This window comes from Sorangium sp. So ce295, from assembly GCF_051527405.1.
Classification (GTDB): domain Bacteria; phylum Myxococcota_A; class Polyangia; order Polyangiales; family Polyangiaceae; genus Sorangium; species Sorangium cellulosum_B.
Map to the genome: position 1 here is coordinate 6,109,217 of NZ_CP150324.1, position 24,615 is coordinate 6,133,831.

The 24,615-nt window shown below is 71.2% G+C and carries 18 protein-coding genes; 9 read left to right on the top strand and 9 right to left on the bottom strand.

Features of this window, described 5'->3' with window-relative positions:
• The first annotated feature begins 94 nt into the window (after nucleotides 1-94).
• Nucleotides 95-1,915, top strand: a complete 1,821-nt coding sequence (locus tag WMF11_RS23070) for a hypothetical protein (protein WP_437978934.1) — start codon at nucleotides 95-97, stop codon at nucleotides 1,913-1,915.
• A gap of 23 nt (nucleotides 1,916-1,938) precedes the next feature.
• On the opposite strand, the gene WMF11_RS23075 is transcribed toward WMF11_RS23070, so the two are convergent.
• The 3 genes from WMF11_RS23075 to WMF11_RS23085 form a co-directional block, all read right to left on the bottom strand.
• Nucleotides 1,939-2,763 carry a CBS domain-containing protein gene (locus tag WMF11_RS23075; protein WP_437978935.1) on the bottom strand — a complete coding sequence of 275 codons (825 nt, stop codon included), beginning with the start codon at nucleotides 2,761-2,763 and terminating at the stop codon, nucleotides 1,939-1,941.
• Nucleotides 2,764-3,236: 473 nt separating this feature from the next.
• Nucleotides 3,237-3,674, bottom strand: a complete 438-nt coding sequence (locus tag WMF11_RS23080) for a hypothetical protein (protein WP_437978936.1) — start codon at nucleotides 3,672-3,674, stop codon at nucleotides 3,237-3,239.
• A gap of 515 nt (nucleotides 3,675-4,189) precedes the next feature.
• Nucleotides 4,190-5,191, bottom strand: coding sequence for an alpha/beta hydrolase (locus tag WMF11_RS23085; RefSeq protein WP_437978937.1), 1,002 nt, complete (start codon nucleotides 5,189-5,191; stop codon nucleotides 4,190-4,192).
• A gap of 194 nt (nucleotides 5,192-5,385) precedes the next feature.
• Between WMF11_RS23085 and WMF11_RS23090 the strand changes: the two genes are divergently transcribed.
• From WMF11_RS23090 to WMF11_RS23110, 5 genes are all read left to right on the top strand, one after another.
• Nucleotides 5,386-6,792 carry an FAD-binding oxidoreductase gene (locus WMF11_RS23090; protein ID WP_437554856.1) on the top strand — a complete coding sequence of 469 codons (1,407 nt, stop codon included), beginning with the start codon at nucleotides 5,386-5,388 and terminating at the stop codon, nucleotides 6,790-6,792.
• A 257-nt stretch (nucleotides 6,793-7,049) separates the two neighbouring features.
• Nucleotides 7,050-8,624, top strand: coding sequence for a serine/threonine-protein kinase (locus WMF11_RS23095; protein ID WP_437978938.1), 1,575 nt, complete (start codon nucleotides 7,050-7,052; stop codon nucleotides 8,622-8,624).
• Nucleotides 8,625-8,682: 58 nt separating this feature from the next.
• Nucleotides 8,683-10,557, top strand: coding sequence for a protein kinase (locus tag WMF11_RS23100; protein WP_437978939.1), 1,875 nt, complete (start codon nucleotides 8,683-8,685; stop codon nucleotides 10,555-10,557).
• Between the two features lie 189 nt (nucleotides 10,558-10,746).
• The gene (locus WMF11_RS23105; protein WP_437978940.1) at nucleotides 10,747-11,619 is read left to right on the top strand and encodes an alpha/beta fold hydrolase; all 873 of its coding nucleotides are present in this window, start codon (nucleotides 10,747-10,749) and stop codon (nucleotides 11,617-11,619) included.
• 132 nt (nucleotides 11,620-11,751) lie between these two features.
• Complete coding sequence (locus WMF11_RS23110) at nucleotides 11,752-12,987, top strand: MFS transporter (protein ID WP_437554860.1); 1,236 nt, start codon at nucleotides 11,752-11,754, stop codon at nucleotides 12,985-12,987.
• Between the two features lie 199 nt (nucleotides 12,988-13,186).
• Here the strand turns inward: WMF11_RS23110 and WMF11_RS23115 are convergent, their stop codons facing one another.
• Nucleotides 13,187-14,212, bottom strand: coding sequence for a LacI family DNA-binding transcriptional regulator (locus WMF11_RS23115; RefSeq protein ID WP_437978941.1), 1,026 nt, complete (start codon nucleotides 14,210-14,212; stop codon nucleotides 13,187-13,189).
• 66 nt (nucleotides 14,213-14,278) lie between these two features.
• A complete protein-coding gene (gene serA, locus WMF11_RS23120; RefSeq protein WP_437910611.1) occupies nucleotides 14,279-15,538 on the bottom strand; it encodes a phosphoglycerate dehydrogenase in 1,260 nt (419 codons plus the stop codon).
• Nucleotides 15,539-15,767: 229 nt separating this feature from the next.
• On the opposite strand from serA, the gene WMF11_RS23125 reads away from it, so the two are divergent.
• Entirely contained in the window at nucleotides 15,768-16,934 is a 1,167-nt protein-coding gene (locus WMF11_RS23125; RefSeq protein ID WP_437554863.1) for a S1C family serine protease, read from the top strand.
• A gap of 74 nt (nucleotides 16,935-17,008) precedes the next feature.
• Here the strand turns inward: WMF11_RS23125 and WMF11_RS23130 are convergent, their stop codons facing one another.
• Both WMF11_RS23130 and WMF11_RS23135 read right to left on the bottom strand, forming a co-directional pair.
• The gene (locus tag WMF11_RS23130) at nucleotides 17,009-18,385 is read right to left on the bottom strand and encodes a DUF1552 domain-containing protein (protein ID WP_437978942.1); all 1,377 of its coding nucleotides are present in this window, start codon (nucleotides 18,383-18,385) and stop codon (nucleotides 17,009-17,011) included.
• Nucleotides 18,382-20,082 carry a DUF1592 domain-containing protein gene (locus tag WMF11_RS23135; RefSeq protein ID WP_437978943.1) on the bottom strand — a complete coding sequence of 567 codons (1,701 nt, stop codon included), beginning with the start codon at nucleotides 20,080-20,082 and terminating at the stop codon, nucleotides 18,382-18,384. Before WMF11_RS23135 ends, WMF11_RS23130 begins: the two co-directional genes overlap by 4 nt.
• A gap of 536 nt (nucleotides 20,083-20,618) precedes the next feature.
• Here WMF11_RS23135 and WMF11_RS23140 point away from each other — a divergent pair.
• Nucleotides 20,619-21,431 (top strand): alpha/beta hydrolase, encoded by an 813-nt coding sequence (locus tag WMF11_RS23140; RefSeq protein ID WP_437978944.1) that lies wholly within the window; start codon nucleotides 20,619-20,621, stop codon nucleotides 21,429-21,431.
• Between the two features lie 104 nt (nucleotides 21,432-21,535).
• Nucleotides 21,536-23,323 carry a hypothetical protein gene (locus WMF11_RS23145; RefSeq protein ID WP_437978945.1) on the top strand — a complete coding sequence of 596 codons (1,788 nt, stop codon included), beginning with the start codon at nucleotides 21,536-21,538 and terminating at the stop codon, nucleotides 23,321-23,323.
• Nucleotides 23,324-23,329: 6 nt separating this feature from the next.
• On the opposite strand, the gene WMF11_RS23150 is transcribed toward WMF11_RS23145, so the two are convergent.
• Both WMF11_RS23150 and WMF11_RS23155 read right to left on the bottom strand, forming a co-directional pair.
• Complete coding sequence (locus WMF11_RS23150; RefSeq protein WP_437978946.1) at nucleotides 23,330-23,989, bottom strand: hypothetical protein; 660 nt, start codon at nucleotides 23,987-23,989, stop codon at nucleotides 23,330-23,332.
• Nucleotides 23,990-24,085: 96 nt separating this feature from the next.
• Complete coding sequence (locus tag WMF11_RS23155) at nucleotides 24,086-24,568, bottom strand: hypothetical protein (protein ID WP_437910618.1); 483 nt, start codon at nucleotides 24,566-24,568, stop codon at nucleotides 24,086-24,088.
• Nucleotides 24,569-24,615 lie beyond the last annotated feature (47 nt).

A 24,615-nucleotide genomic window follows, 5' to 3' on the forward strand; every position in this document is an offset into this window, starting at 1 on the left:
GTCACGAGCGTGCGCAGCGCGTGACACCGCGCGAGGGCCCGCGCATACTGCGCGCGCGGTGAGGGAGGGCCCTTACCGACGCAGGAGCATGCTTATGTCAACGTCGCTTGCACCGGCATCGAGCGCACTCGATCCGTCTCGCGTGGACGGGAGGAAGCCGGGCGGCGAGCGCCGGGCAACGCAGGTTCGCGGAGGCGCTCTCCTCGCCGCGGGCGCGCTCGCGGCCCTCGTCGCGGGCGCCTGCGGCGGCAGGGTGGTGGTCGACGGGTTCGAGCCGCCGCCCGACGGCTCCGGCGGCTCCAGCGGCTCCTGGAGCTCCGGAGACACGGCGAGCTCCGCGCCGCAAGGCTCCTCCGGGGCCGGTCTAGGCGGCAGCATCGGAGAGGGGGGGGCCCCGCCGATTCCGCCCCTCGTCAAGGAAGAGCACGACAACGTCGACATCGATGGCGCCGTCCCGGTGACCATCCAGCCGGGCACCCTGGGCTTCACGGCCGTCGCCGAGATCATGGCGTCATCGCCGAGCTTCGAGCCCATCGGGATCGAGAGCATCCGCGGCCCCGACGGCAGGCTGCTGGCGGCCGACTACACCATCCCAGGCACGATGGCCGCCTTCTTCAACCAGGGCATCGGCGCGGCGGCCGTCCCCCAGACCGGCGCGGACGCATCCGCGCCGCTCGCGCCGGGCGTCTACTGGATCAAGCTCGGCAACGGCGGAGTCGGCCCTTTGGTAGAGCCGGTGCGCCTCTCGGTGTGGCACCGCCGGACGCTCGACGGGCGCTTTCACGGCGGGAAGATCGACATCAACGCCTTCATCGCCGGAGAGGCGGTCTCCGAGCAGTACATGCGGCGCGCGCTGCTCGCCGCGTACGAGGGGTACGTGGGCCTCGGCGTGGGCAGCATCAACGTCCGCCACCTGGGCTCGGAGTGGGAGTTCATCGACGACGAGCTCCTCCCCGGCCTGCTCGAGCAGACGGCCGGCGCCCCCGGCCGTCCGGCCCTCAACGTGATCGCAGTGACGGCGTTCGGGGGGAGCATCGTGCAGGCGTCCGGCGTGACGCCCGCCGTGCCCTCGGTCGCGGTCGAGCACGGCACCCACCTGAGCGGCATCGTTGTCACGCTCTACGAGGAGCCCTCGGTTGACAGCTTCATCCTGCGCCATGAGCTCGGCCATCTCGCCGGGCTGTTCCATACGACCGAGTTCGACGCGGACTTCGGCGACCCGCTGGACGACACCGAGCAGTGCAGCAACATGAGGTCACGGAGGGAGCGCTGCCCGGATTTCGGGAATCTCATGTTCCCGACGGGGGGCGACTTCTCGGGCACGATGACGCCGCAGCAGACGGCGGTCGTGCGGGCGAGCGCGCTCTACCGCGGGATCGTCGAGCAGGGCGGCGGGGCGGCCGTCCCGCTCCCGGCCGACGCGGACACGCCGGCGAGCGGAGCGCCCATCGCGCCGCCGACTCCGGGCGAGGGTGCTCGCTCGTTTGCGCCGGACCGCCTCGCCTCCACCGCCGCGCTCCCGCCGCACGCCGCGGCGCTGCTCGCGGGGCACTTCTGCGGCCAGAGCGCTGCCCGAGGCACGGATTTCGACGAGCTGCTCCGCGCGGCCGGCGCCGACGCCGATCGGCTGCTCGCGGTCGGCCGCGATCCCGGGGCGCCGGCGTACGTGAGGGCGCGCGCCCTCACCGCGGCGGGCCGCGCCGCCACGCGTTCCTCCGCCTCCGCCTCGACGCGCGTGATCGCGGAGCTCCAGGCCCTCGCCGCGGACCCGCGCCTCCCGCGCCGCGCGCGGCTCGGCGCCGTCGAGGGGGTCGCGGCCGCCTCGCCCGCCGCCGCCCGCGCGCTCGCCGCGCGCCTGACCGCCGACGCCGACGGGGTCGTCGAGCGGATGGCGACCCGCGCCGCCGCGCGGTGAGGCCGCGCTCGCCGCGGCCGGCGTTATCCCGCCCTGGACCTCGCGGCCATGGAGATCACGCCCGTCCCTGCGACGGCGCGCGCGAAGTCCAGCCCCGTCAGCACGCCGCGGAGCCGCCGCCCCTGCACGACGAGCACGCGCCGCGCCTGCGCCGCGTGCGCGGCGGCCGCGGCGCGGTGGAGCGGCGTCCGGACGTCGAGGCAGACCATGGCCGGGCTCATCACGTCCTCGACCGGTGAATCGGACAGCACGCCGTGCGCGAGCAGCGCCTCGGTCTGGGTGAACATCCCCACCGGCCACCCGCCGGGATCCACCACCACGAGCCCGCTCACCTGCGCCGTCGTCAGCCGGTCGGCAGCGAGCGCGAGCGGCGCGTCGAGCGGGATCGTGTACGCGGGCGCCGACATGAGCCCGCCGATCGCCGTCGGGTCCCGCGCCTCGACAAGGGAGAGCAGGAGATCCTTGGTGCTGAACACGCCCGTCAAGGCTTCGTCCTCGCGGACGAACACGCGATGGATACGGTGCTTCAGCAGCACGCTCGCCGCCTGCCCGACCAGCGTCGCGCGCCCGACGGTGATGATGCCCGGGCGCAGCACGGCCCGCGACGGGACATCGGGCAAGGTGAGCAGCATTCCTCGGCTGTTCGTCTTCGTCTCGAACCTGCCGAGCCGGAGCAGGTCGGTGCGCGACAGCACGCCGATCGCGCGCGACGCCGCGTCCAGGATCGGAACGCAGGAAATCGCGCGCTCGCCCAGCGTGCGGTGCACCTCTGGCAGCGGCGTCATGTCGGACGCCGCGATGACTTCACAGGTCATGTAACGCGAGACGGGTGTCGCAAAAGACATCATGGCGAGCATTCCTCGAGGACGCCGGCGATCCGGCGCGCTCCAGAGGGAGCAAGAAGCGATCCGCCATGGGACGAGGGCCGCCAGGCCTGGCGCAAGCGCAGGCACCGCGCCTCGGCGCGCGATCTGCGCCGAGGTGTGCAACGGGCTGGGCAGCGGCTGAGCCGCCAGACCCAGGTGCGCGTGCCAGGCGGCGATGTCCTAAAATGCGACAGGTGGGGGCCCCGGAACGTGGCCGCCAGGCGCACGGCCGTCGCCGATCCGGAGACCCCCGGGGCTCCTGACCTCCAGGAGCTTCGCGCCTGCCGCGAGCTCCCGGAGGCCAGTGTCCCGGCTCGGCCCGGGCGATCCGTCAGACGAGCCGCGGCTCGGGCGCCGGGCGCGCAGGGGGCCCCTCGTGTTCCGAGGGCCTGTCGTGCGCCGGTCCAGGGCCCGCGCTCGCCGTCGTCGCCGCGGATGGACTCCGGGCCAGCGGGCTAGAACCTGCCGCAGCCGCCGCCGCCGCCCCAGCCGGGCCTGCCGCACGGCGGCCTGAAGCCGCCCCAGGGGCCGTTCCAGCCGCAAGGCCTGTAGTTCCCGAAGTTGCCCCAGTTGTTCCAGCCCGGGTTACCCCAGGGGTTCCCGCCGACGAAGCTCCCGTTGCCGCAGCCCGGGAGGCCCCAGTTCCCGTTGGGGAAGCCCAAGTTCCCGTTGGGCCAGCCCCAGCTCGGATCGGTGAAGCCCCCGGAGGCCCCGCAGCTCCGCGCCCAGCTGGCGTCGCCGCACAGCGCCTGGGAGGCCTCCTCCACCGTCACGGCCTCGTCCGCATCACTCTCGTCGACGTCCGCCTCGCCCGCGCCCACCGCGCACCCGGTGGCCAGCGCCGCCATCGCCATCGCGACGCACATCAACCTGGTATTCAACAGCTCGACCATTTCTCCTCCTTGCCCTGCCCGCGACGTCTGCAAGACCGTCGCGCCAGTCGGGTTGCGGAGAGAGCAGCGCTCATGCCCGAGAGCTGGTGTGCAGAGCCTGCCGCCCGAGGGCGCGCGCCGCGGGCGCGAGGCAACGACAAACCGACATTCCTAAACAGCGCACGACCCCGCGGTGATCCTCCGTGTCCCCCCGCGCCGGATCACTGCGCAGAGAAGGCGCTTCCAGGCGCGCTCGGCGCCCGCCGGGAGCGCCTCGCGCAACGCGGCGGCTCCGGCAATAACACGCCTTTCGCGCGCTGCGGATTTCTCGGCGCAGCGCGCGCCGACGAGGTGTCTCCGACGATGTCGAGCCTCCGCGCTGACAACATGAGACAAGGGGCGATAACACCGCAGGTGCATTCGCCGTCCTCAGGCGATCAACGCCGCCCCGCTCGGCCCAGCTCCCCTGCGCTCATGTACGCAAGAGTGCTCAAAAAGGACGCTCCGGGCATCCCGCGCTGCGCGCGTCAGGGGTCTTATCGAGTCGAGTCGGCCCCATCCTCCGCCGGGCGAGCGCGGCGGCGGCGCGGGGCCGCTCGGGGCGCGGCCATCCAGGTCTCCCAGGCTCTCGAGAAGTCGTCGGCGTGGATCTCGTGGCCGCGCCCCGGGTGCACAACGAGCTCGTGCTCCCAGCCGTGCTGGGTCAGCACGTCGGCGAGGTTCTCGGCGCTCGCGATGGTGGAGGCGAGCTCGAGCTCACCGACGGCGATGAAGATCGGCGGCCTCTCCTCGGAGAACAGGTGCTCCTCGATGACCATGCGCCCCGCGCCGACGAGCGCTGCGCCGTCGACGGCGACGAGGCCTTCCAGCGCCACGTAGCTCGCGAAATAGCCGCCGTTGGAGAAGCCCATGACATAACGCCCGCCGGACGTCCCGCCGAGGATCCGCTCCATCAACGCCTCTGCGCGCATCCACTCTTCGAGCAGGGCGGGCGCCGCTGCGTCGACGGTCTCGCGGCGCGTCGGCCAGCAGGAGTAGGTCTCCACGGACGGATCCCAGGTGCAGAGTCCTGGTCTTCCGCGCGGAAACACCGCGACGGCGCCGAGCGCCTCGGCGGCCTCCGCGGCGGTTGCCTGCAGGCCCACGGGCAGCGAGTCGGGCGCCATGGCCCCGTGCAGCACATAAAGGATCGGCGCGCCGCGGAGCGCGGTCTCCGGCACATGGAAGCAGGTGTGGTCGTCCAGGCCGATCCACCCTGCCGAGCACCAGTCCGTCTCGACCGGCTCCCAGCTCAGCGCGCCGCCCTCGCCGCCGCCGCCGCCCCCGCCGCCCTGCCCTCCCGCGTTCCCTTGCTCGCCCGCGTTCCCTTGCTCGCTCGCGCCCGACGCGCCGCTGCTCGCCGCGATCGGGTCCGGGGCAGCGCCGCCCCCGCCGGCGGCGCCCGATCCACGCGGCGCCTCGCTGGCAGCGCGCTCGCACGCGACCAGCGCGAGCACCGCCATGCTTGCCACCCTTGCCGCGCGGTCTGCCCTGTCCATGCGCGCTCCTCGGTCAAGATGCCCTGTCGGTCGTGGCGCGGCAACGCTCTCGCGGCGCCTGCGCCACGAGGACTCCCGCCCCGCCGCCGAAGCGACCCGCTCGGCGCGCCTGCGCGGGGTCAGGGCGAAGACCGCGTGAGGGCGAAGACCGCCTGCCCTTGCCCTCCCGGCGATGCCGCAGTACCGAGCCGACCATGACCCCACTTACTGGCCTCCCCGGCCCCTTCCTCGAGGCCGTCCAGCGTGAGTTCCCCGCGGATTTCCTCTCGACGGACGCCGCCGATCTCGCGACGTTCGGCCGCGACTGGACCAAGGTCCACGAGCCCAGGCCCTCGGCCCTCGCGCTGCCGCGGTCGACCGACGAGGTCTCGCGGCTGCTCCGCCTCTGCTCCGAGCACCGCGTCCCGATCGTGCCCTCCGGCGGTCGCACGGGGCTCGCCGCCGGCGCCGTGGCGGCCAGGGGCGAGCTCGTCGTGTCGCTCGATCGGATGCGCAAGATGGGCCCGGTCGACGTCCTCGGCGCGACCGTGCGCGTCGAGGCCGGAGCGGTGACCGAGGCGGTGCACCAGCACGTCGCGCCGCACGGCCTCACCTGGCCTGTCGACTTCGCCTCGAAGGGGTCGAGCCAGGTCGGCGGCAACATCGCCACGAACGCCGGCGGCGTGAAGGTCATCCGCTATGGCCTGACGCGCCAGTGGGTGCTCGGGCTCACCGTCGTCACCGCGAGCGGCGCCGTGCTCGAGCTGAACGGCGCGCTCGAGAAGAACAACACGGGGATCGACCTGCGCCAGCTGTTCATCGGCAGCGAGGGCACGCTCGGCATCATCACCGAGGCGACGCTCAAGCTCACGCGGGTCCCCGAGGCGCTCAACGTGTTCCTGTTCGCGGTGCCCGACCTCGCCGGCGTGCTCGCGCTGTTCCGCGAGGCCCGGACGGGGCCGTTCGTGGTGATGGCCTACGAGTTCTTCACCGAGAAGTGCCAGGCGCGCCTGCGCCGCCACAGGAACGTGCGTGTGCCGCTCTCCGCGCCGTCGGACTACTACGTGCTCATCGAGGTCGAGCGCGGCGAGCCCGAGGCGCTAGAGGCGTGGATCACCTCGCTGTTCGAGCGCGGGCTGGTCACCGACGGCACGCTCGCGCAGCACGGCGCGCAGGCCGCCGAGCTCTGGGCGCTCCGCGAAGGGATCAGCGAGAGCCTGTCGGCGACCGGGCTCCCGCACAAGAACGACGTGTCGCTCCCCATCCAGGAGCTCGAGGGCTTCTGCTCCGAGCTCGAGAGCCTCTTCGAGGCCCGCTATCCAGGGTGGGAGATCGCGCTCTTCGGCCACATCGGCGACGGCAACCTCCACATCAACGTGATGAAGCCCGACGACCTCACGCGCGAGGAGTTCCTGAAGCGCACCCACGAGGCGGATCACGCCATCTTCTCGCTCGTGAAGAAGTACCACGGCAGCATCTCCGCCGAGCACGGCATCGGCCTGCTCAAGAAGGATTACCTGCCCTACTCGCGCTCGGTAGAGGAGCTCGCGATCATGCGGTCCATCAAGCGGGTGCTCGATCCGCTGAACCTCATGAACCCGGGCAAGATCATCGACGTCTGAGCGCCTCCCGCTCCGCCCCTCCCCCGGCGCCCCGCTGCGATACCTGACGAATCGAGCGGCCGTCGCCTGATCCCAGGAAAGCGCGACGAACCGGCACCTTTGCCCCGGACGCAAGGCGTTTCCTGGATTTTTCACGCCTGCGCTCGATACCACTACCAGGGCCATAGAATTCGAATCATACCTAGTCGGCCATGACGACGGACATGGCCTTTCCGGCCACGACGGGCGGTTTATCAACGAAAGAAGCGGCGCGGCACATGACGTTCCGTCCCATGTTCGGTCGCTATGAAGTGATCGGAGAGCTCAGCTCCGGGGGCATGGGCGCCGTCTACCTGGCGCGGCAGAAGGGCCCTGGCGGCTTCATCCGTGACGTGGCGTTGAAGGTGATGCTGCCCGATCTGGCCGGGAAGATACCGGACGCCGCCAGGATGTTCCTCGAGGAGATGCGCGTCCTCGCGAGCATCAACCACAACAACGTCGTTCGTATCCTCGATTTCGGTGACGAGCACCAGCCGCTCCACATGGTGATGGAGTACCTGCCCGGCGTGACGTTGGCCTCGCTCCGAGCTCAGCTGTACACCGCGGCGCGGGTGCTGCCGCCGGACCTCGTGGCCGCCATCCTCGCCCAGGCGTGCCGGGGACTCCACGCGGCGCACGAGCTGCGCGATGAGCATGGCAATCACCGCGACCTGGTCCACCGCGACGTGACCCCGCAGAACATCATGTGCTGCCCGGATGGCGCGGTGAAGATCATCGATTTCGGGATCGTCTGGGCCAAGCACCGGCTGGTGGAGTCCACGGGCTGTCTGATGGTCAAGGGCAAGCTCCCGTACATGTCGCCCGAGCAGGCTTCGGCGTCGCCGCTGACCCGGAGATCCGATCTGTTCTCCGTGGGGGTCATCCTTCACGAGCTCCTGACCGGCCAGCCGCTCTTCCGGCGCGACACCGACATCGCCACGATCCGGGCCGTCCTCGAGGCCTCCGCCCCGCCCGTGCGCTCGCTGCGGGCCGACGTGCCACGGCGGCTGGACGAGCTGGTGCTGCACACGCTCGCGCGCGATCCAGCGGCTCGGCCGGAGAGCGCCGCCGTCGTGGCCGACGAGCTCGAGGCGATCGTCTGGGAGGCGGGCGGGCGCTTCGTCCATCCAGAGGCAGCTGCCCGCCAGCTCTCGGCGCTCGGGGCGAGCCTCGCTGGGCGCGCGGCCGAGCCCCTCCGCGCGGCGCCCTGGTTCGTCCACGCCGGGCGCGGCGCTCCGCCTGCAGCTGCGATGGCGCAGCCCGAGGGCGGGGTCGAGGCCCCGCGAGCCGCCGGGCCGCTGGAGCTCGCCGCCCCGCGGGCTGGCACCTGCGAGGCGCGCTCGCTGCCGAAGGGCCGGAGGCTCATGCTCCAGTCGGTGGCCGTCGACGAGCGAGACCGCTTCCAGACACCCATCCTCTTCGCGGCCGCTCCGGACCTCCTGCCCGCGCCGCTGCTCGTGTCGCCGCGCGCAGGCTCGCTCTTCATCGAGGTCGAGCGGCGCGCCGTCTCCCCCGGCGGGCCGCGACCGAGCATCTATCACGATGCCAGCAACCCCTCGACGCGCTGCGAGGGCCTCCTCCTCCCCGAGGTCGCGCGGGACGTGCGCTTCGACGTGGGGCACCGGCGCGCCCGGGTACAGCGGCTCCACTGCGACAGCGCCGAGGCGGCCGCCGGCGGAGCGCGCCTCCGCGTCGACATCCCGTGGCTCGCGGCGGCGATCGTGGTCGACGGCGCCGCGAAGCAGCTCGTGGTCCTGTCGGCGATCGACCCGGCCACCGGGACGGCCCACCTCGCGTGCATCAACGTCTTCTAGGCCGCCGCTCACGCGCGCGAGCGCGGCGATCGAACCCTGGACTCATGAGGTGATGACCATGCTGACACTGGTGCAGACGCCGGAGTCGACGCAACCGATCCCCGGCGAGCAAGGCGCCGGAGCCTCCTCCACGCCGAGGAGCGCGCCCGGCGCGGCGCTGAACGCCGTCCAGGCCAACGTCAGCTACCAGTTCCTCACCACCCGCGACGCGACGGGGCTCTGCTCGCCGATCGAGCTCGGCCGCGGCAAGTTTGCGAAGGTCTACAAGGGGATGCAGCTGAGCGCCGGCCAGAACGTGCGGTTCGTCGCGATCAAGGTGCTCCACGACTTCGCGCAGCTCTCCGAGGAGCGCCTGTTCAGCCAGGAGATCAAGCTGCTGAAGGAGATGACGACCGACGCCGGCGTGAACGTGGTCTGCACGCTCGACATCATCCAGCTAGAGCCGATGGTGCTGTGCGGCTGCGGCACCATCTACCACCCCGCCTGCCCGAGGGGGTGCAACACGCTGCTCCGGCGCAAGGACATCGCGACGGAGAGCCACCCATCACTTCACTGCAAGGAGTGCGGATACGAGCTCTCGGGCCGTTACATCAACGGGCAGTTCTTCGAGCTGCTCCAGTACCCCGCGAAGCGCTGCTGCCAGCAGGGTCCCACCGCCAGATCGGGCAGGATCCTGAACTTCGTCGATCGCGAAGCGGTCGTGATGGAGCTCCTCGAGGTGAGCCTCGTCGAGTTCGTCGGGCGCCGCCGCAGCGAGCTGCAGGCCCTGTGGGCACGGTACGGCCAGCCCTGGGTCGAGCTCGACACCCGCGCCCAGCGCGGCGATCCGTGGCACAGGCGGGCGTTCACCTGGATCGAGGACGTGTGGCGGCAAGACCGGTCCCACACGCTCTTCCACAAGGCGATCCTGCTCGAGAAGGTCCGGTTGATGGTGGAGCTCGCCGAGTCGGTCGCCTGGCTGCATGGCGAGAAGACCATCGTGCACAAGGACCTCGCCCCCGACAACCTGATGATCACCCCCGCCAGCGCCACGACCGCCGAGCGCCAGCGCGAGGGCGCGAGCGACCTCCGCGAGGCGCTCGACGACATGATCAGCTCCCCGCGATTCCACGTGCGGGTCATCGATTTCGGCCTGTCCGACAAGGACGAGCTCACCCGCAGCTGGTACGAAGACGAGGTCGCCGGCGGGAGCATCAAGCACCCCTTCCTCTCGCCCGAGGCCTGCCGCCGCAAGTTCCGCATCGCGCAGCGGATCACGCTCGACGGTGATCGGTTCCGGGTGCCGAAGCCCCTCGCGGCGGACCTGATGGACACCGACATCCTGGCCGATGAGCGCGACCCGAGGCACGATCACGATCTCGAGATCATCCGGATCGAGCGAGATCCGTCGAGCGGGGAGCTCATCGCCTGCTTCCGAGGCGAGCCGCCGCTCGATCCGAACAACCAGCAGTTCGATCTGGTGCGCCGGCTCGGCGAGGCGCACGATCTCTACGCGGTCGGCGCGCTCTTCTATTTCATCTTGACCGAACAGCAACAGGATGTGGAGGCGCTCGGCAAATTCGTGGGCTCCCTGGAGGACGTGCCTTTGCCCCTCACGCCGAGCCACCTGGCGAAGAACGACCATTACGTGAAGCGCCGCAACGCCATCCCCGAGAAATTCTGGCAAGACGAGCTGATGGTGCTGATCCTGCGCGCGATGGTGCGAGGCCGCCCGGAGAGCCTGAAGGCGAGCCGCATCGCCAGAGATCCGACGGCGGCGCGGCAGCTCCTGCGCGAGACCAAGAAGATCTGCAACGGCATCCAGCAGGAGATCCTCTCCGCCCAGCGCGTCGCGAAGCTCCAGCGAACGCTGCTCCTCGGGGCGGCGGGGGCGCTCGGGCTGGTGATCTTCCTGGTCGCCACCCTCGTCGCGATGACACGGCACCACGGGTGAGCCACGCGCCGCCCGGAAGTCGCAATTTTCTTGCAATGACAGAACCGCGGCGTCGCTCGACAGGGGCGTCCGCCGCGGCGCCTGGCACGTCGAACCGCCCGGAGCACCGTGTAGGATCCCGGGACTCAACCCGTGACCGCGCGGCAGAGCGCCGGCGGCCGTTCGACGGAATCAGCGCAAGGAGACACGATGACCTTCGACGAATCCAAGCTCTCGCACCGGTTCACCGAGCACGGCGGCGTGCGCCTCCACTACGTCGAGGCGGGCGACGGGCCGCTCGTCGTGCTCCTCCACGGGTTTCCCGAGATCTGGTACTCGTGGCGCCACCAGATACCCGCGCTGGTCGAGGCGGGTTACCGCGTGATCGCGCCCGACATGCGCGGCTACAACCTCTCGGACAAGCCCGAGGGCGTCGCCGCGTACGCGATCGCCGAGCTCACCGCCGACGTGGCCGCGCTCATCCAGGCTTCTGGCGCGGAGCGCGCCGCCGCGGTGGTCGGCCACGACTGGGGCGGCGGCGTCGCCTGGGGGTTCGCGGCGCGGTATCCGGCGCTCCTCGAGCGGCTGGTCATCCTCAACTGCCCTCACCCCGAGCGGCTGTTCGCCGGGTTCCGCACGGCCCGGCAGCTCCGCAAGAGCTGGTACATGTTCTTCTTCCAGCTCCCGAAGCTCCCGGAGCTCGCCGCCCAGAGGGACGATTTCGCGCAGCTGCGCGCGTCGGTGAAGGACGACCCGCGGCGCCCGGGCGCGGTGAGCGACGAGGATCTCGCCCATTACGTGAAGGCGTGGTCGCAGCCCGGCGCGCTCACGGCGATGATCAACTACTACCGGGCCCTCTTCCGCCCGGGCAGCCTTCGCGAGGCCGGCAGGCCGCCCCGCATCGACATCCCGGTGCAGGTGATCTGGGGAGAGCACGATCGCTATCTCGGCTCCGAGCTCGCTACGCCGGATCCGAAGCTGGTCCCGAACGCCCGAGTCGCCCGCATCCCCGACGCGAGCCACTTCGTGCACTACGACAGGCCCGAGAAGGTCAATCAGCTCCTCCTCGAGTTCCTGCGCTGACGCCGTCGCTGAAGCGCGATCGCGCGCGGGGCGCTCGCGGGCGTGCGCGGCGCGACCGCCGGCGAGGCACGTTTCCTGACGCACGTACCCGTTTGACACGGCGGAGCGACCGATCGAACCTGGCGGGCGCTCATGCTCCGCCGCATCCCCGATCGCAACATCTGGCTCGTCTTTGGCTCGATCTTCCTCCTCGGTCTCGCGTACGGCATCGCCATCTCGCTCACGGCGGTCTTCCTCGATGCGCGCGGGTTCACCAAGACCGACATCGGCCTGCTCGCGTCGTGCTTCGCGCTCGGCATCGTCCTGCTCTCGCTGCCGATGGACACGCTCATCCGCCGGTTCTCGGCGAAGACCACGCTGGTGCTCGCGCTCGTCGGGTACGCGGCGGCGGTCGGCGCCTTCCCCTTCCTGCCGACCTTCGCCGCCATCGCCGCGGTGCGTTTCCTCGACGGGGCCTGCTCGGTCGGCATCTGGGTGAGCTGCGAGACGATCCTGCTCGCCCGGTCGGACAAGGACAACAAGGCGTTCGTCACGAGCCTCTACGCCGTCTCGATGGCGCTCGGCTACGTCCTCGGGCCGCTCTGCGCGCCGCACATCGTCGCGCTCTCCTCGATGCCCGCGGCGTTCCTCCTCTCGTGCGTGATCTCGCTGATGTCGGCCGTCCTCGTGCTCGCGCGCCTCGATCGCGACCTGCCGGGCATGTCCGAGGCCCACGGGAAGGCCGGCGCCGCGAGCGGGGCGGAGCCCTCGGCGTCCTCCGCCTCGATCCTCTGGCGCATCAAGACCGCGTGCTTCGCGACCTTCGCCTACGGCTATTTCCAGGCGTCGGTCGTGCTGTTCCTCCCGCTCTACCTGATGGCTTCCAAGGGGGTCACGCGCGACCAGACGATCCAGATCCCCGCCTACTTCGCGGTGGGCATGCTCCTCTTCACCAACGTCTTTGGCCGGATCGGCGACCGCCGCGGCCACCTGCTGCTCATGCGCGCGCTCGGCACGATCGGCACGCTGATGATCCTCGGCTTCGTGTACCTCGATCGTTACGACGCGATGTGCGTGGCCGTGTTCGTCGCGGGGGCGACGCTCGCGTCGATATCGCCGCTCAGCCTGGCGCTCCAGGGCGTCGTCACCGCGCCGCGGGACTACAGCCGCGCGAACTCGCTCTACAACGTCTTCTATGCCGCCGGGATGCTCCTCGGCCCTCCGGCGTCGAGCGCCATTTACCAGGCCGCGGGCGGCATCGCGATGATCTACCACCTCGCGGCGCTGTGGGCCGCGTTCGTCGTGTTCACCGTCGTCTTCGCGGGCGACGACCCGGCCGCGCGGCGCAGCGCCGGAGAGCGCGTCAGCGTCCCGGTCTGGAATGAATAATCGCTGTCTCCACGGCGGGGTCCATCGCGGCGCTCAACGTCGAAACCTGCCAAATCCCCTCATTTTATTGGCATTTTAGCGAGAAATTCACAGGGAGACGGGGAGATCAATGGGATTTTACTCTCCGTCTCCCCGTCTCCCCGCCTCCCTGTGAATTTCTCCGGAAATTCGATCGACCGATCGCGGATCCTCGCCGGGTTCAGAGATCGCAGCCGCACGACCGCCGGACGATCAGCTCTGTCGGCAGCTCGATCCTCCGCTCGGCCTTGCCCGTCTGGATGAGGTCCACCAGCGCCTGCACCGCGCGGTAGCCCACCCCGTCCGTCGGCGCGCGCACCGTCGTGAGCGCGGGCTCGAGGTGTCGCGCCGACGGCGCGTCGTCGAAGCCGATGACCGAGACCTCCACGGGCACGCGCTTGCCCGCGGCGCGCAGCGCCTCCATCGCGCCCGCGGCAGCGTGGTCGCACCACGCGAAGATCGCGTCGAGGTCGACCCCCTCGCGCACCCACGCGAGCGTCGCGGCCCGCGCCTCCCGCGCGTCGAAGCCGCGGCGCATCAGGCGCGGATCGACGGCGATGCCGTGCTCGGCCAGCGCCTCCCGGTACCCCTCCGCGCGCGTCGTCGAGTCCTCGCTCTCGGGGACGCCGTGGAGGAAGGCGATCCGGCGCCGGGCGTGCGCCTCGATCAGGTGCCCCACGATGGCGCGCGCGCCGGAGGCGTTCTTGATGATCACGCTGGGCAGCGGGGCGTCCGCGGGCGACGACTGGTACATGAGCACCGCCGGGCACTTCTGGTGGATCAGCTGCCGGAGATCGGCCTCGTGGACGTAGTGGCCGAAGATCAGAACCCCGTCCGTGTTGTGCCGCCCGACGAGGCGCCGCGCCGGCGCCTCCGGCCTCACGGAGAGCAGCACGTCGTAGCCCGCCTCGGCCGCCGAGGCGGCGATGGCCCGCACGAGGCTGGAGATGAACTCGGTGCTGATGTTCGGCAGGAGCAGGCCGAGGACACCCGTCTTCCCCTGCGCGAGGCTCCTGGCGGCGGTGTTCGGCACGTAGCCGAGCTCGTCGATCACCGCCAGCACGCGCTCCCGGGTCTCCGCGCTGTACTTGCCCCTGCCGTTCACCACGCGGCTGACGGTCGCGGGCGAGACGCGAGCGCGCTTGGCGACCTCCTCGATCCGGATCTGCGGCCGCGGCCCCGGCTGGATCGTGAACGCTGGCGACAAGGCGGGGCACCTCTCGGGGCCGGGGACTCCGGCCGGGACGCGGCGGCGCCCCGGCCCGACGCACGTTCAGTAGAGCACGCGGGTGCGGAGGCTGGTCTCCAGCGCCCCGATGCGCCGGCTCACCTCGGCGGACACGTCCTGCGACAGGTCCATGATGAGGTAACCGATGTTGGCGTCCGTCGACAGGACCTGGCTGTCGATGTTGGCGTTCACGTCCGACACGATGCGGTTCACGTCGCGGAGCACGCCAGGCACGTTGCGGTGGACGTTGAGGATGCGATGCGTGGCCTTGAGCGGCGGGAGCTCGACGTTCGGGAAGTTCACCGCGCCCGTCGTCGCCCCGGTGGTCACGAACTGCGTCAGCGCGCGCGACACCTCGCGGCCGATCGCCTCCTGCGCCTCCTCGGTCGAGCCGCCGATGTGCGGCGTCAGGATCACGTTCGGGAGCTTCTGCAGCTCGGTCAGGAAGCCGTCAGAGTTCGACTCCGGCTCCTCCGGGTAGACGTCGATCGCGGCGCCCGCGAGGTGGCCGCTCTTCAGCGCCTCGGCCAGCGCCGGGATCACGACGACCGAGCCGCGGCTCGCGTTGAGCAGGTACGCGCCCTTGCGCATGTGCGCGAGCTCGGCGGCGCCGATCATGTTGTGCGTCTCCGGCGTGGCCGGCACGTGGAGCGAGACGAAATCCGACTCGGCGAGCAGCGCCTGCAGCGTCGGCAGCGCGCGGTTGTTGCCCATCGGGAGCTTCTGGGCGATGTCGTAGTAGACCACGCGCATCCCCATCGCCTCGGCGAGCACGCCGAGCTGCTGGCCGATGTGGCCGTAGCCGATGAGGCCGATGGTCTTGCCGCGGATCTCGTAGCAGGCCTTCGAGACCTTCTTCCATGTGCCCGCGTGCACCTCGCGCGACCTGTCCCCGAGCTGCCGGGCCAGCATGATGGACTCGCCGATGATCATCTCGGCGACGCTGCGCGTGTTGCTGAACGGCGCGTTGAACACCGGCACCCCGCGCCGGTTCGCCGCGTCGAGGTCGACCTGGTTCGTGCCGATGCAGAAGCACCCGATCGAGAGCAGCTTGTCCGCCTTCTCCAGCACGCGCGCGGTGACGTGCGTCTTGCTCCGGATGCCGAGCATGTCCACGCCCGCGAGCGCGGCGATGAGCTCGTCTTCCTTCAGCGCGGAGCTCCGCGTCTCGATCTCGAACGATCGCGACCGGAACAGCTCGTGCGCGCTCTGGTGGATGTTCTCGAGCAGGAGCACCTTGACGGGCTCCTTCGCGACAGGGGGGGTCGTCTGGAATTTCGTTGCTGAGGGCGTCATGGGCTTCATCCGTCAGGGCCACCTCTACCGCAACTTCGCCCTTTTGCATCCCAGGATCCGCTCCGGCGCCGACGCGCGCCGATGCCGGAGCGCGACCGTCCTGCGCATCGGTTCCGCGCGCGGTTCCGCGCATGGGTTCCGCGCATTCATTGCGCGCGGCAGACTGCCGCGCCGCCGCGCAGGCCGACGGCGCGCCGCAGGGGAGACGCCTTGCCGATCGCAAGCTAGATTGCGCCGCATGCGCCACCGCAGCCACGCTCGACTCCCTGCCGTCCTCGTCGTCGCCGCGCTCGCCGCCTCCGTCGGATGTAAGGGGAAGCCCGGCCCCAGCGGCCCGTCGCCCGACGCGACCAAGGTCCCCGACGCGCCGGCGACGTCGGCGACGATCGACACGACGCCGCCGCCCGTCCCGCCCTCGAAGGGCGCGCTCATCGAGGACGAGCGCAACTCGATCGCCGTGTTCCGCGACGTCGCGCCCTCGACGGTGTTCGTGACGCAGCAGCGGCTGGTGGTGGACCGCTTCTGGGGTACCGCCGTCGAGGTGCCCGCGGGCTCGGGCTCCGGCTTCGTCTGGGACGCCGACGGGCACATCGTCACGAACTACCACGTCGTGGCCGGCGCGCAGTCGCTCGTCGTCCGGCTCCAGGGGGAGAAGACGTTCCCGGCGAAGCTCGTCGGCGTCGAGCCGCGCAAGGACATCGCGGTCATCAAGATCGACGCCCCCAAGGACATGCTGAAGCCGATCCAGGTCGCGCCCCTGCGCGAGCCGCTCGAGGTCGGGCAGAAGGCGATCGCGATCGGCAACCCGTTCGGCCTCGATCACACGCTGACGACCGGCATCATCAGCGCGCTCGGGCGCCAGGTCCAGGGCGTGGGCGAGGTGACCATCCGCGACATGATCCAGACGGACGCCGCGATCAACCCTGGCAACTCGGGCGGCCCGCTGCTCGACTCGAGCGGGCACCTCATCGGGATGAACACGATGATCTTCTCGAAGAGCGGCAGCTCCGCCGGCATCGGCTTCGCCGTGCCGTCGACGACGATCGCGCGGATCGTCCCGCAGATCATCCGGACCGGGAAGGCCGAGCAGGTCGGCCTCGGCATCCAGCTCGATCAGTCCCGCCGCCTCGAGCGTCGCAACGGCATCCGCGGCCTCATCATCATGACCGTCGTCCCGGGCGGCCCCGCCGACAAGGCGGGCATGCGCGGCCTCTCCGAGGGCGACCGCGGGATCGTCCTGGGCGACGTGATCGTGGGGATCGACGGCACGCCCGTCACGGACTACGACGGGCTGTACCAGGCGCTCGACGGCAAGAAGCCGGGCGACAAGGTGAAGGTCGACGTGCTCCGCGGCCCCAACGGAGAGAAGGCCACCATCGAGGTCGCGGTCGAGCTCCTCGGCTGACCCGCCCCTCCCCGCCCCATCCCCGAGTTATCCAGGCGTCGGCGGAGCTCGCCCGCTACGGGCGAGCTCCTCTCTCAGGTCACGATCGCGTCGATGAGCCCGCCTTCGAGGCTCTCGTCGCCGAAGTTATCGAGCGGGCCGCCCTGGCCGTTCGTGCAGCCGACGGCCGCGCCGATCGTGTTGAGCAGCTTGTTGTTGGTGACCCGCTGGTCGATGAACTGGCCGGTCTTCAGGTAACCCGCGGCGCCGCCGGCGAGGATGTACGGGACCCTCGAGTAGGAGTGGTACTTGTCGGCATTGTCGTTGAGCCACACGGCCACGCCGCGGTCGAGGAGCGTCCCCGAGCCGAGATCGTAGGACGACAGCCTGTCGAGCAGGTGCTTGAAGATCCGCGCGTGGATGCGGTCGATCTGGTGGTGCAGCTCCTGCGCGCCCTCGATCGGCGGGCCGACCTCGCCGTCGCCGTCGATGCGGTGAGAGATCTTGTGGTAGCTCTTCTGCCGCACGCCGTGGATCGTGTACTCGGTCCCGTCGTTGCCGTCGCCGACCTGCAGGGTCGCCGCGCGCGTCGCGCCGCACGCCATCGCGAGCGCGATGATGTCCATCTGCATGCGGGCGACGGTCTCCACGTTCTCGGATCTGCCGACGTCCGGGGAGATCGCCTCCATCTCCGCGACCCGCTCCGGCGGGAGCGCGCAGGCGAGCCCGACCTCGAGGTCGCGGATGCTGTCGAAGTGGAGCTGCAGCCGCTCGCGGTCGCCCTGGCTGAGGTCCGTCCGGCGCATCAGCGCCTGCATCTGCTCCCGGACCAGGTCGTTCACGCTGGCGCGGCGCGCGGCCAGCGCCTTCGCGGCCGCGGCGTCCACCTCGGCGAGCCCGAAGAGCTTCTGGTACGCCTTGTACGGGTCGCGCTCGGCGGCGCGCAGCTGCTTCGGCCCGCGGTACGAGAGCACCTCGTTGATGTAACCGGACTTCCTGCCTGCGTAGAGCGTCAGCGGCTCGACGCCCGCCGGGTTGAGCTCGGTCGCGATGCGGTTGTCGATCGACTCGCCCATCGCCAGCGACTCGTTGCCCGCCGGGTCCTCCGACACCTGCGCGGCCGTCAGGCACTGGTTGCCGCCGCCGGAGTGGCCGCAGCCGTTGCCCGGAAACGCGAAGCGGACGCCGCGCACGAGGATCAGCCGGCTCGCGTAGTCCTTGAGCTCGCTGACCGCCCGATCGGCGTCCGCGGCCATCGACTCCGCGGTCAGCGGGCCCGGCGCGCTGGGCCAGAACATCTCCGGCTCATCGCCGACCTGCTGCGCGACGCCGTTGGCCTGGCGCATGAAGATCGCGAAGGGCGGCGCGTCCCCCTCGCCGGCCGCGGCGCGGCGCGGCGCGAACGTCTCCAGGAACGGGAGCGCCACCGTGACGCCGAACAGGCCTCGAAGCACACGTCGTCGGGTGATCATGGTGCCTCCGCAGGAACGCGAGCGAGGAAGGGAGTGGAGGAGACGATCCGGACGATGAGCTCCTTGGTCGAGGCGCCGCCGCGCGACGCCTCGCCGAGCTCCTCGACGAGCGCCCGGTCCTCCGCGCGCGCGCCGCGGCCGTGGGTGAACTCGAGCCAGCGCTCCGCGTAGCACCCGTGCGCCTCGCTGCTCTCGGCGAGGAGCTGGCTGAACTCGACCGCATCCGCGTAGCTCCTCGGCTGGCCGCCGAGCGTGTAGACGTCCGCGGAGTCGACGGGCGCGCCGTTGTCGGTCGCGCGGAACTTGCCGATCGCGTCGTAGTGCTCGAAGGCGAACCCGGCGGGGTTGATGAGCAGCCCGTGGCACGACGCGCCGCACGTCCCCTTGCCCGTGTGCGCCTCGACGCGCTCGCGGTTGGTCGCGAGCTCGCCCGGCGGCAGCGAGGTCGCGTCGTCGGGCGGCGGCGGCAGCGTGGCGCAGAGGATCCTGAGGTTCACGAAGACGCCGCGGTGGATCGAGTCCGGCTGCCGCGCCGTCGCCTTGGCCGCGAGGAAGCCGAGGCGCGTGAGCAGCCCCGAGCGCTCCCCCTCGTCGAGCTCCACGCGCTTGAACTCGTCCGAGAAGTCACCCTCCACGCCGTAGACCGCGGCGAGGTGATCGTTCACGAACGCGGTGCGCGCGGTGAGCAGGTCGGTGAGCCCGCCCTCCTCGTCGAAGACGACGTGATCCACGAAGAGCTCCGCCTCGCGCTGCATGTCGTCGCCCATCTCGGGGACGAACTCGGGGTAGAGCGCCTGATCCTTGTTGAGGTCGTGGTACTGCTCGTAATCGTAGAGCTGCCGGTGGAACGCGCCGACGACCTCGCGGGCGCGCGGGTCGTCGAGCATCCCCCCGGCGTAGGCGCGGACGGCCTCGCGGGTCGAGAGCTCGCCCGCCTTCGCCGCCTCGAGGAGCGCGTCGGAGGGCATCGTGTTCCACAGGGTATAGGCGAGCCTGGTCGCGATCTCGTGTCCGCCGAGCGGGATGAGCCCGCCCTCCGCCGGCCCGGCGCCGATCTCGACGCGGTAGATGAAATGGGGGGACTGCAGAAACGCCTCGAGCGCCGCGCGGACGCCCGCGGCGAAGGGGTCTTCGCCCTCGAAGAGCTCCTCGCCGCGGTGGAACAGCGCGACATACGCGTCCCGCTCCTCGACCGTGAGCGGCCGCCGGAACGCCCGCTCGCCGAACCGCTCGACGAACGCCTGCGCCCGCGCCTCCGGCCCGTCCGGCAGGTCCGCGGGCGCGATCCGACCGAGCTTGCCCTGGTCGGCGGTCACCATCGCCGCGAGCTCCTCGGCGGCGCGCTGGTAATCGCCCCAGAGGCCCGGCGTCACGAGGAGCGCAGCCTCGTTGTTGTCGAACACGCCGCCGAGCGGGTCGCTCGTGAACGACGCCGAGAGGCCGGGCCGGTCGTCGAGGTGCAGGAGGTCGCGCACCGTGTTCTCCCACTGCGCGTGGGTCAGCCGCGGAAACATGCTGCGCTCGGCGACCTCAGGCCCAGTCGGCCCACCGGGAATGACGCCATCCCCCTCGCCCTCCCGCGGATCACCCACGGCGCCCGTACACCCCGAGAGCAGGAGCGCGGCCACGCTCAGCTGCGCGCCGAGCAGCCGCCGCCACCGCGGGAAGGCGGTCAATCGACAAGCCAGTGAGATCATCGAGCTCTCCTGATGAGCAGATCGATTGTGTACGCAGGAGACTCACCTCGTCCGCCACCGCGACGAGGTGGTCAATCGATAAGCCAGTGAGGTCGCCGACCTCTCCTGAAGAAAGGCTCTGAACAAATCCGGACTGCACCAGGCAGCCGACGGCGGGCGCAGCGCCGGATGCCACGAGGCGCCCTGCTGAAGCAGGGCGACGCGGAGCAACGACGCGACGCGCCGACCATCGGCTGCCTGGCGACAAGAGGTTTCGTTCGCTCTAAGCCAAGCAGCGAGATCCAGTTATGTAGGAAATACACTTTACTAACAACCCAAAAAAAATTTGGTCCATGGGCAGGTGCGCGACGATCGCCCTGGAGCAGACAAATCCAACAGCACCCAAAACTCTCCTTGCTCGTGTGTGTGATCTCCCATGCATGCCGGCCATGGCAGGAGATCTCGATGGCTGGCCAATCCTGCCGAGGCGGTGCGGTGTCGCCGCCGGGAAGTTCGCTGTTGCTGCCGAGCTGCGCCTTCAGCAAGCATCATCCTCGATGCGCCCCTCTCGCCTCCGCCGCTGCTACGCCTGGTCTGCGCTGGCGCTCGCGTCGCTCGTCTCGCTCGCCGCGTGCGAGCGACGGGCAGCCCCGCCCGGGGGCGGCGCTGCGGGCACCGGGCAGCAGGCGCCTCCCGCCGCGCCGGCCGCGAGCGCGGCGGTCCCCGCCGCCGCGGTCGAGTACCTCGAAGAGATCACGGGCGGCGCGGACCGGAGCGAGGCGCTCCCCCTCGTCGTCGCGATTCACGGGCTCGGCGACAGGCCCGAGTCGTTCACGGGCCTGCTGTCGGGCGCCGACGTCAAGGTGCGCCTCATCGTGCCGCGCGGGCTCACGCCGTACGGCGGCGGCTACTCGTGGTTTCCGCTCCAGCAGGCGCTCGCGAGCGATGAGGTGGGACAGGGCATCTTGCGCGCGGCCGCCGCGCTCGCGGCGACGATCGAGCGGGTCGCCGCCGAGCGGCCGACGCGGGGAAAGGCCATCGTGACCGGCTTCTCCCAGGGCGGCGCGCTCACGTTCGCGCTCGCCCTTCACCACCCGCGCGTGGTCGGCGCCGCCTTCCCCATGGGCGGCTGGGTCCCGTCGGCGGTGCTGCCCGGCGCAGGCGCGGCGGCTCCAGCGCTCGTCGCGCTGCACGGCGAGGACGACCGGCGCGTCCCGATCGGCCCGACGCGCGACGCGATCGCGGCGCTCGAGGGGCGCGGCGTCAAGGCGAGGCTGGTGAGCTACCCAGGCGTCGGCCACACGGTGAGCGGCGAGATGCGGCGCGACCTCCTGCAGCTCATCCGCGGCGCCGCCGCCGAGATGCGCTGACGGCCGTCCGGGCATAGCCACGGGCCTCGCCCTCACCCGCCCGGATGCGCTGTTTCCAGGGGCTCTACACGGCGCGCGCGACCTACCCTACGTTGTGGGCCCGAATGAAACCGGATCCTTCCGATCGCTTCGCGCGGTGGCTCAGCCACCCTCGCTTCTTCACGGCTGTCTTGCTCCTCGCGCTCGCCCTGGCGCTGCCCACGGTGGCGATCGCCTTCTATGCCGATGACTACATCCTGTTCTGTTACCTCGCGAAGCTGATCCCTGGCTCGCCTCCCTGGTACGATCTCTACAACTTCTTCCCCGGCGTCCCGGAGGAGACACGGGCTGCCGTCTCCATCTCCGGGCTGCCGTGGTGGACCGATCCGGAGCTCAGGATCCACCTTGTCCGCCCCCTGGCGAGCGCGCTGTTCACGCTGGAGCGCGCGGTCTTCGGCGACACCCCGCTCGGGTACCACCTTGTCTCGATCGGGCTCTATGTCGCCCTCGTCGCGGCCACGGCCAGGCTGTTCCTGCGCGTGCTCCCGGGCGCGACCGCGGCGCTCGCCACGCTGATCTTCGCGATCAGCGGGAACCACGTTCACCCGGTCGGGTGGATCGCGTGCCAGCACCTGCTGCTCGCGGCGCTCCCGGTGGTGCTCGGGCTCCTGGCGTACCTTCGTTACCGCGAGGAAGGGTGGCGGCCCGGGCTGTACCTCGGCCCGCTCGGGCTCGGGATCGGGCTCCTCGGCGGCGAGGCGGCGCTCGGCGGGGCGGCGTACTGGATCGCCTATCAGCTCGCCGGTCCCGTACCGCCGGGCCGCGCGGACGGCTTTCGCGCCCGGGCGGCCAGCGTGCTCCCGGTGCTCGGCCTCCTCGGGTACTTCGCCGCGTACAAGGCGTTCGGCGGCGGCGCCGCGCACACCGGCGGGTATATCGACCCGCTCAACAGCCCCCTCGCCTTCGTGGCCGCCGCGGCGGAGCGGCTGCCCATCCTGATCGGCGGCGCCCTCGTGGCCGTGCCCGCGGATCTCTCCGTCCCGCTCCCCAAGCTCCCCTTCATCGCGGTCGGGCTCGCGGCGGCCGCGGGCGTCGCCCTCCTCTACCGCGCATGCCTCCCTGCGGTCCCCGAGCGCGAGCGGGCCGCCCTGCGCTGGCTCGTCCCCGGGGCGCTCCTCGCGTTCTTCACGAGCCTCGGGGGCTTCCCCGGGTCGCGCCTGCTGCTGATGCCGGGCCTCGGGATCGCGCCGCTCCTCGCCGTCGTCGTCCTGCGCGGTCTGCGCCGCGCCTCCTCGCCCGGGGCCGCGTCCTGGCCCCGCCGCGCCGGCGCCGGGTTCCTCGCCGCCGTGCACCTCGGGATCGCGCCGCTCCTGTTCCTCGCCGCCACCTCGTCGAGCATCGATATCGCGCGCAAGCTCGAGGACATCGCCCGCACCGCGGAGATCGAGGCGCCGCCCCGCAAGCGGGTCTTCATCGCGGCCGCCTCGGATCCCATGGCAGCCATCTACCCTCAGGCGATCCGCGCCCTGGAGTCGCCCGATTCGTTCTCCTGCTGGTCGATCCTCTCGATGAACAAGGGCACGCACCGCCTCACGCGCACAGGCCCGTCCTCGTTCTCCCTGGGGCGCATCGACGGGACGATGCTGACCGGCGCGTTCGAGACCCTCTACCGCGCGCCGTCCTCCCCGATCGCCGCGGGCTACGAGGTCGGCCAGTGCGGCGCCACGATCCGGGTCGCCGAGGTCGCGGACGGGAGGCCCGTGCGGCTCGAGGTCAACCTGGGCGCGCCCCTCGAGGATCCGGGGCTCGTCATCCTGGCGTGGCGCGACGGGAGGCTCCGCCGCGTCCCGCCGCCCGCGGCCGGCGAGGCGGTGGAGTTCCCCTGGTCGCCGGGCCCGATCGGGTTCTTCTGAGCTCTTCTAGAGAGCCATTGGCAGCGGCGCGCCTTCGCGAGCGACGTAGGCCACGGTCACGAGCTCGCCTTCCCGTGGGTCGTTGACAGGCAGGGTGAAGAATCCCCCTCTCCAGAGCGCCTCCTGCGGGTTCATGAAGGCGCTCCGGACGAACTGCTCGTATTGCTCGAAGTCCTGGTGCACCGTCTCGACACGGCACATCGAGCTCCGGCACTCGATCGAGCGGAGCGACGAGGTGTCCGGGAGCGCCGCGCTCAGCTTCTCCCGGGCCGCCTCGCGCGCCTCGGCGCTCCACCGAGCGTCGGTCCCCTGCTGCGTGAACGTGTCCTCCAGGCGCTCGCGCACCGCGGCCAGCGCGGCCGCGCGCTGCTCGACCGTCGGGGCGCTCTCGCTCGCGTCGCCCGGGGGCTCCGGCGCGGGTGCCGCGGGCGCTTCCGCCGGCGGAGCCGGGGAGGGCTGCGCGGCGGCCTCGATCCACCGCTCAGGGCGGGGCGCGGCGCCGGCAGGGGCCGGGCCGCTCTTCGTCGCCTCGATGGCGCGCGAGAGCGCGCCCATGTCCTCGCGCATGCGCGCCATCTCCGCCTCGTCCCGCCGCCTCTCGACGGCGAGCGTCGCGACGGCGCCGGCCGCCGTGAGCGCGATCAGAACCTGCCAGATCCTCTTCATGACTCCCTCCGTCGAAATGACTCCCTCCGTCGAACGGCGAGGCAGGCCGACGCCGTGAGAGCGCGCGTCGCGCTCCCACGGCGGCCGCGGACCCTCTCAGTAAACGAGCTGGACCACCTGCGCGCCCGGACCGACAGTGCAGGCGGCAAACGGCGAGGTGTCGGGATAATAAGGGGTGTCCGGCAGCTTGATGTTCTCGAGCCACCCCGTCGTCGCGAGGTCGACCCCCCCGCCGGACCAGCCGCCGCCCGTGGCCTTGTCGAAGACGAACGTGGCGCAGCTCATCGTGGTGGTCCAAGTCGGCTTCTTCGCGGTCACGGTGACCCTCGCCCAGTTGTTGAAGGGGCCGGGATCCATCACGAGGGGGAGGATGATGACCGAGTTGCCGCAGCGCTGCCCGCCGACGAATCCGTCGTTGATGAGGCTCCCGTAGCTCTCGTTGAAGCAGCTGGCCTCGGCGGCGTCCCTGGCGCGGCCGATGAATGCGGCGGTGTTCCTGGCCGAGGCGTCCGGCGCCACGCTGACCGTGGCGAGGGCGGAGGCGACGGCGAGCATCGAGAGCTTGAGGATGGGCTTCATGAGATTCTCCATTCGGGCGCTTGTTGGTGGACGCGCTGCCGGTGATG

Excerpts from the sequence above, each read along its gene's own strand:
- WMF11_RS23105 (WP_437978940.1), top strand. The coding sequence starts at position 10,747 with ATGACCTTCGACGAATCCAAGCTCTCGCACCGGTTCACCGAGCACGGC.
- WMF11_RS23100 (WP_437978939.1), top strand. The coding sequence starts at position 8,683 with ATGCTGACACTGGTGCAGACGCCGGAGTCGACGCAACCGATCCCCGGC.
- WMF11_RS23150 (WP_437978946.1), bottom strand. The coding sequence starts at position 23,989 with ATGAAGAGGATCTGGCAGGTTCTGATCGCGCTCACGGCGGCCGGCGCC.
- WMF11_RS23085 (WP_437978937.1), bottom strand. The coding sequence starts at position 5,191 with ATGGACAGGGCAGACCGCGCGGCAAGGGTGGCAAGCATGGCGGTGCTC.
- WMF11_RS23125 (WP_437554863.1), top strand. The coding sequence starts at position 15,768 with ATGCGCCACCGCAGCCACGCTCGACTCCCTGCCGTCCTCGTCGTCGCC.
- WMF11_RS23155 (WP_437910618.1), bottom strand. The coding sequence starts at position 24,568 with ATGAAGCCCATCCTCAAGCTCTCGATGCTCGCCGTCGCCTCCGCCCTC.
- WMF11_RS23130 (WP_437978942.1), bottom strand. The coding sequence starts at position 18,385 with ATGATCACCCGACGACGTGTGCTTCGAGGCCTGTTCGGCGTCACGGTG.
- WMF11_RS23070 (WP_437978934.1), top strand. The coding sequence starts at position 95 with ATGTCAACGTCGCTTGCACCGGCATCGAGCGCACTCGATCCGTCTCGC.
- WMF11_RS23135 (WP_437978943.1), bottom strand. The coding sequence starts at position 20,082 with ATGATCTCACTGGCTTGTCGATTGACCGCCTTCCCGCGGTGGCGGCGG.
- WMF11_RS23095 (WP_437978938.1), top strand. The coding sequence starts at position 7,050 with ATGACGTTCCGTCCCATGTTCGGTCGCTATGAAGTGATCGGAGAGCTC.
- WMF11_RS23140 (WP_437978944.1), top strand. The coding sequence starts at position 20,619 with ATGCGCCCCTCTCGCCTCCGCCGCTGCTACGCCTGGTCTGCGCTGGCG.
- WMF11_RS23110 (WP_437554860.1), top strand. The coding sequence starts at position 11,752 with ATGCTCCGCCGCATCCCCGATCGCAACATCTGGCTCGTCTTTGGCTCG.
- serA (WP_437910611.1), bottom strand. The coding sequence starts at position 15,538 with ATGAAGCCCATGACGCCCTCAGCAACGAAATTCCAGACGACCCCCCCT.
- WMF11_RS23090 (WP_437554856.1), top strand. The coding sequence starts at position 5,386 with ATGACCCCACTTACTGGCCTCCCCGGCCCCTTCCTCGAGGCCGTCCAG.
- WMF11_RS23080 (WP_437978936.1), bottom strand. The coding sequence starts at position 3,674 with ATGGTCGAGCTGTTGAATACCAGGTTGATGTGCGTCGCGATGGCGATG.
- WMF11_RS23075 (WP_437978935.1), bottom strand. The coding sequence starts at position 2,763 with ATGATGTCTTTTGCGACACCCGTCTCGCGTTACATGACCTGTGAAGTC.
- WMF11_RS23145 (WP_437978945.1), top strand. The coding sequence starts at position 21,536 with ATGAAACCGGATCCTTCCGATCGCTTCGCGCGGTGGCTCAGCCACCCT.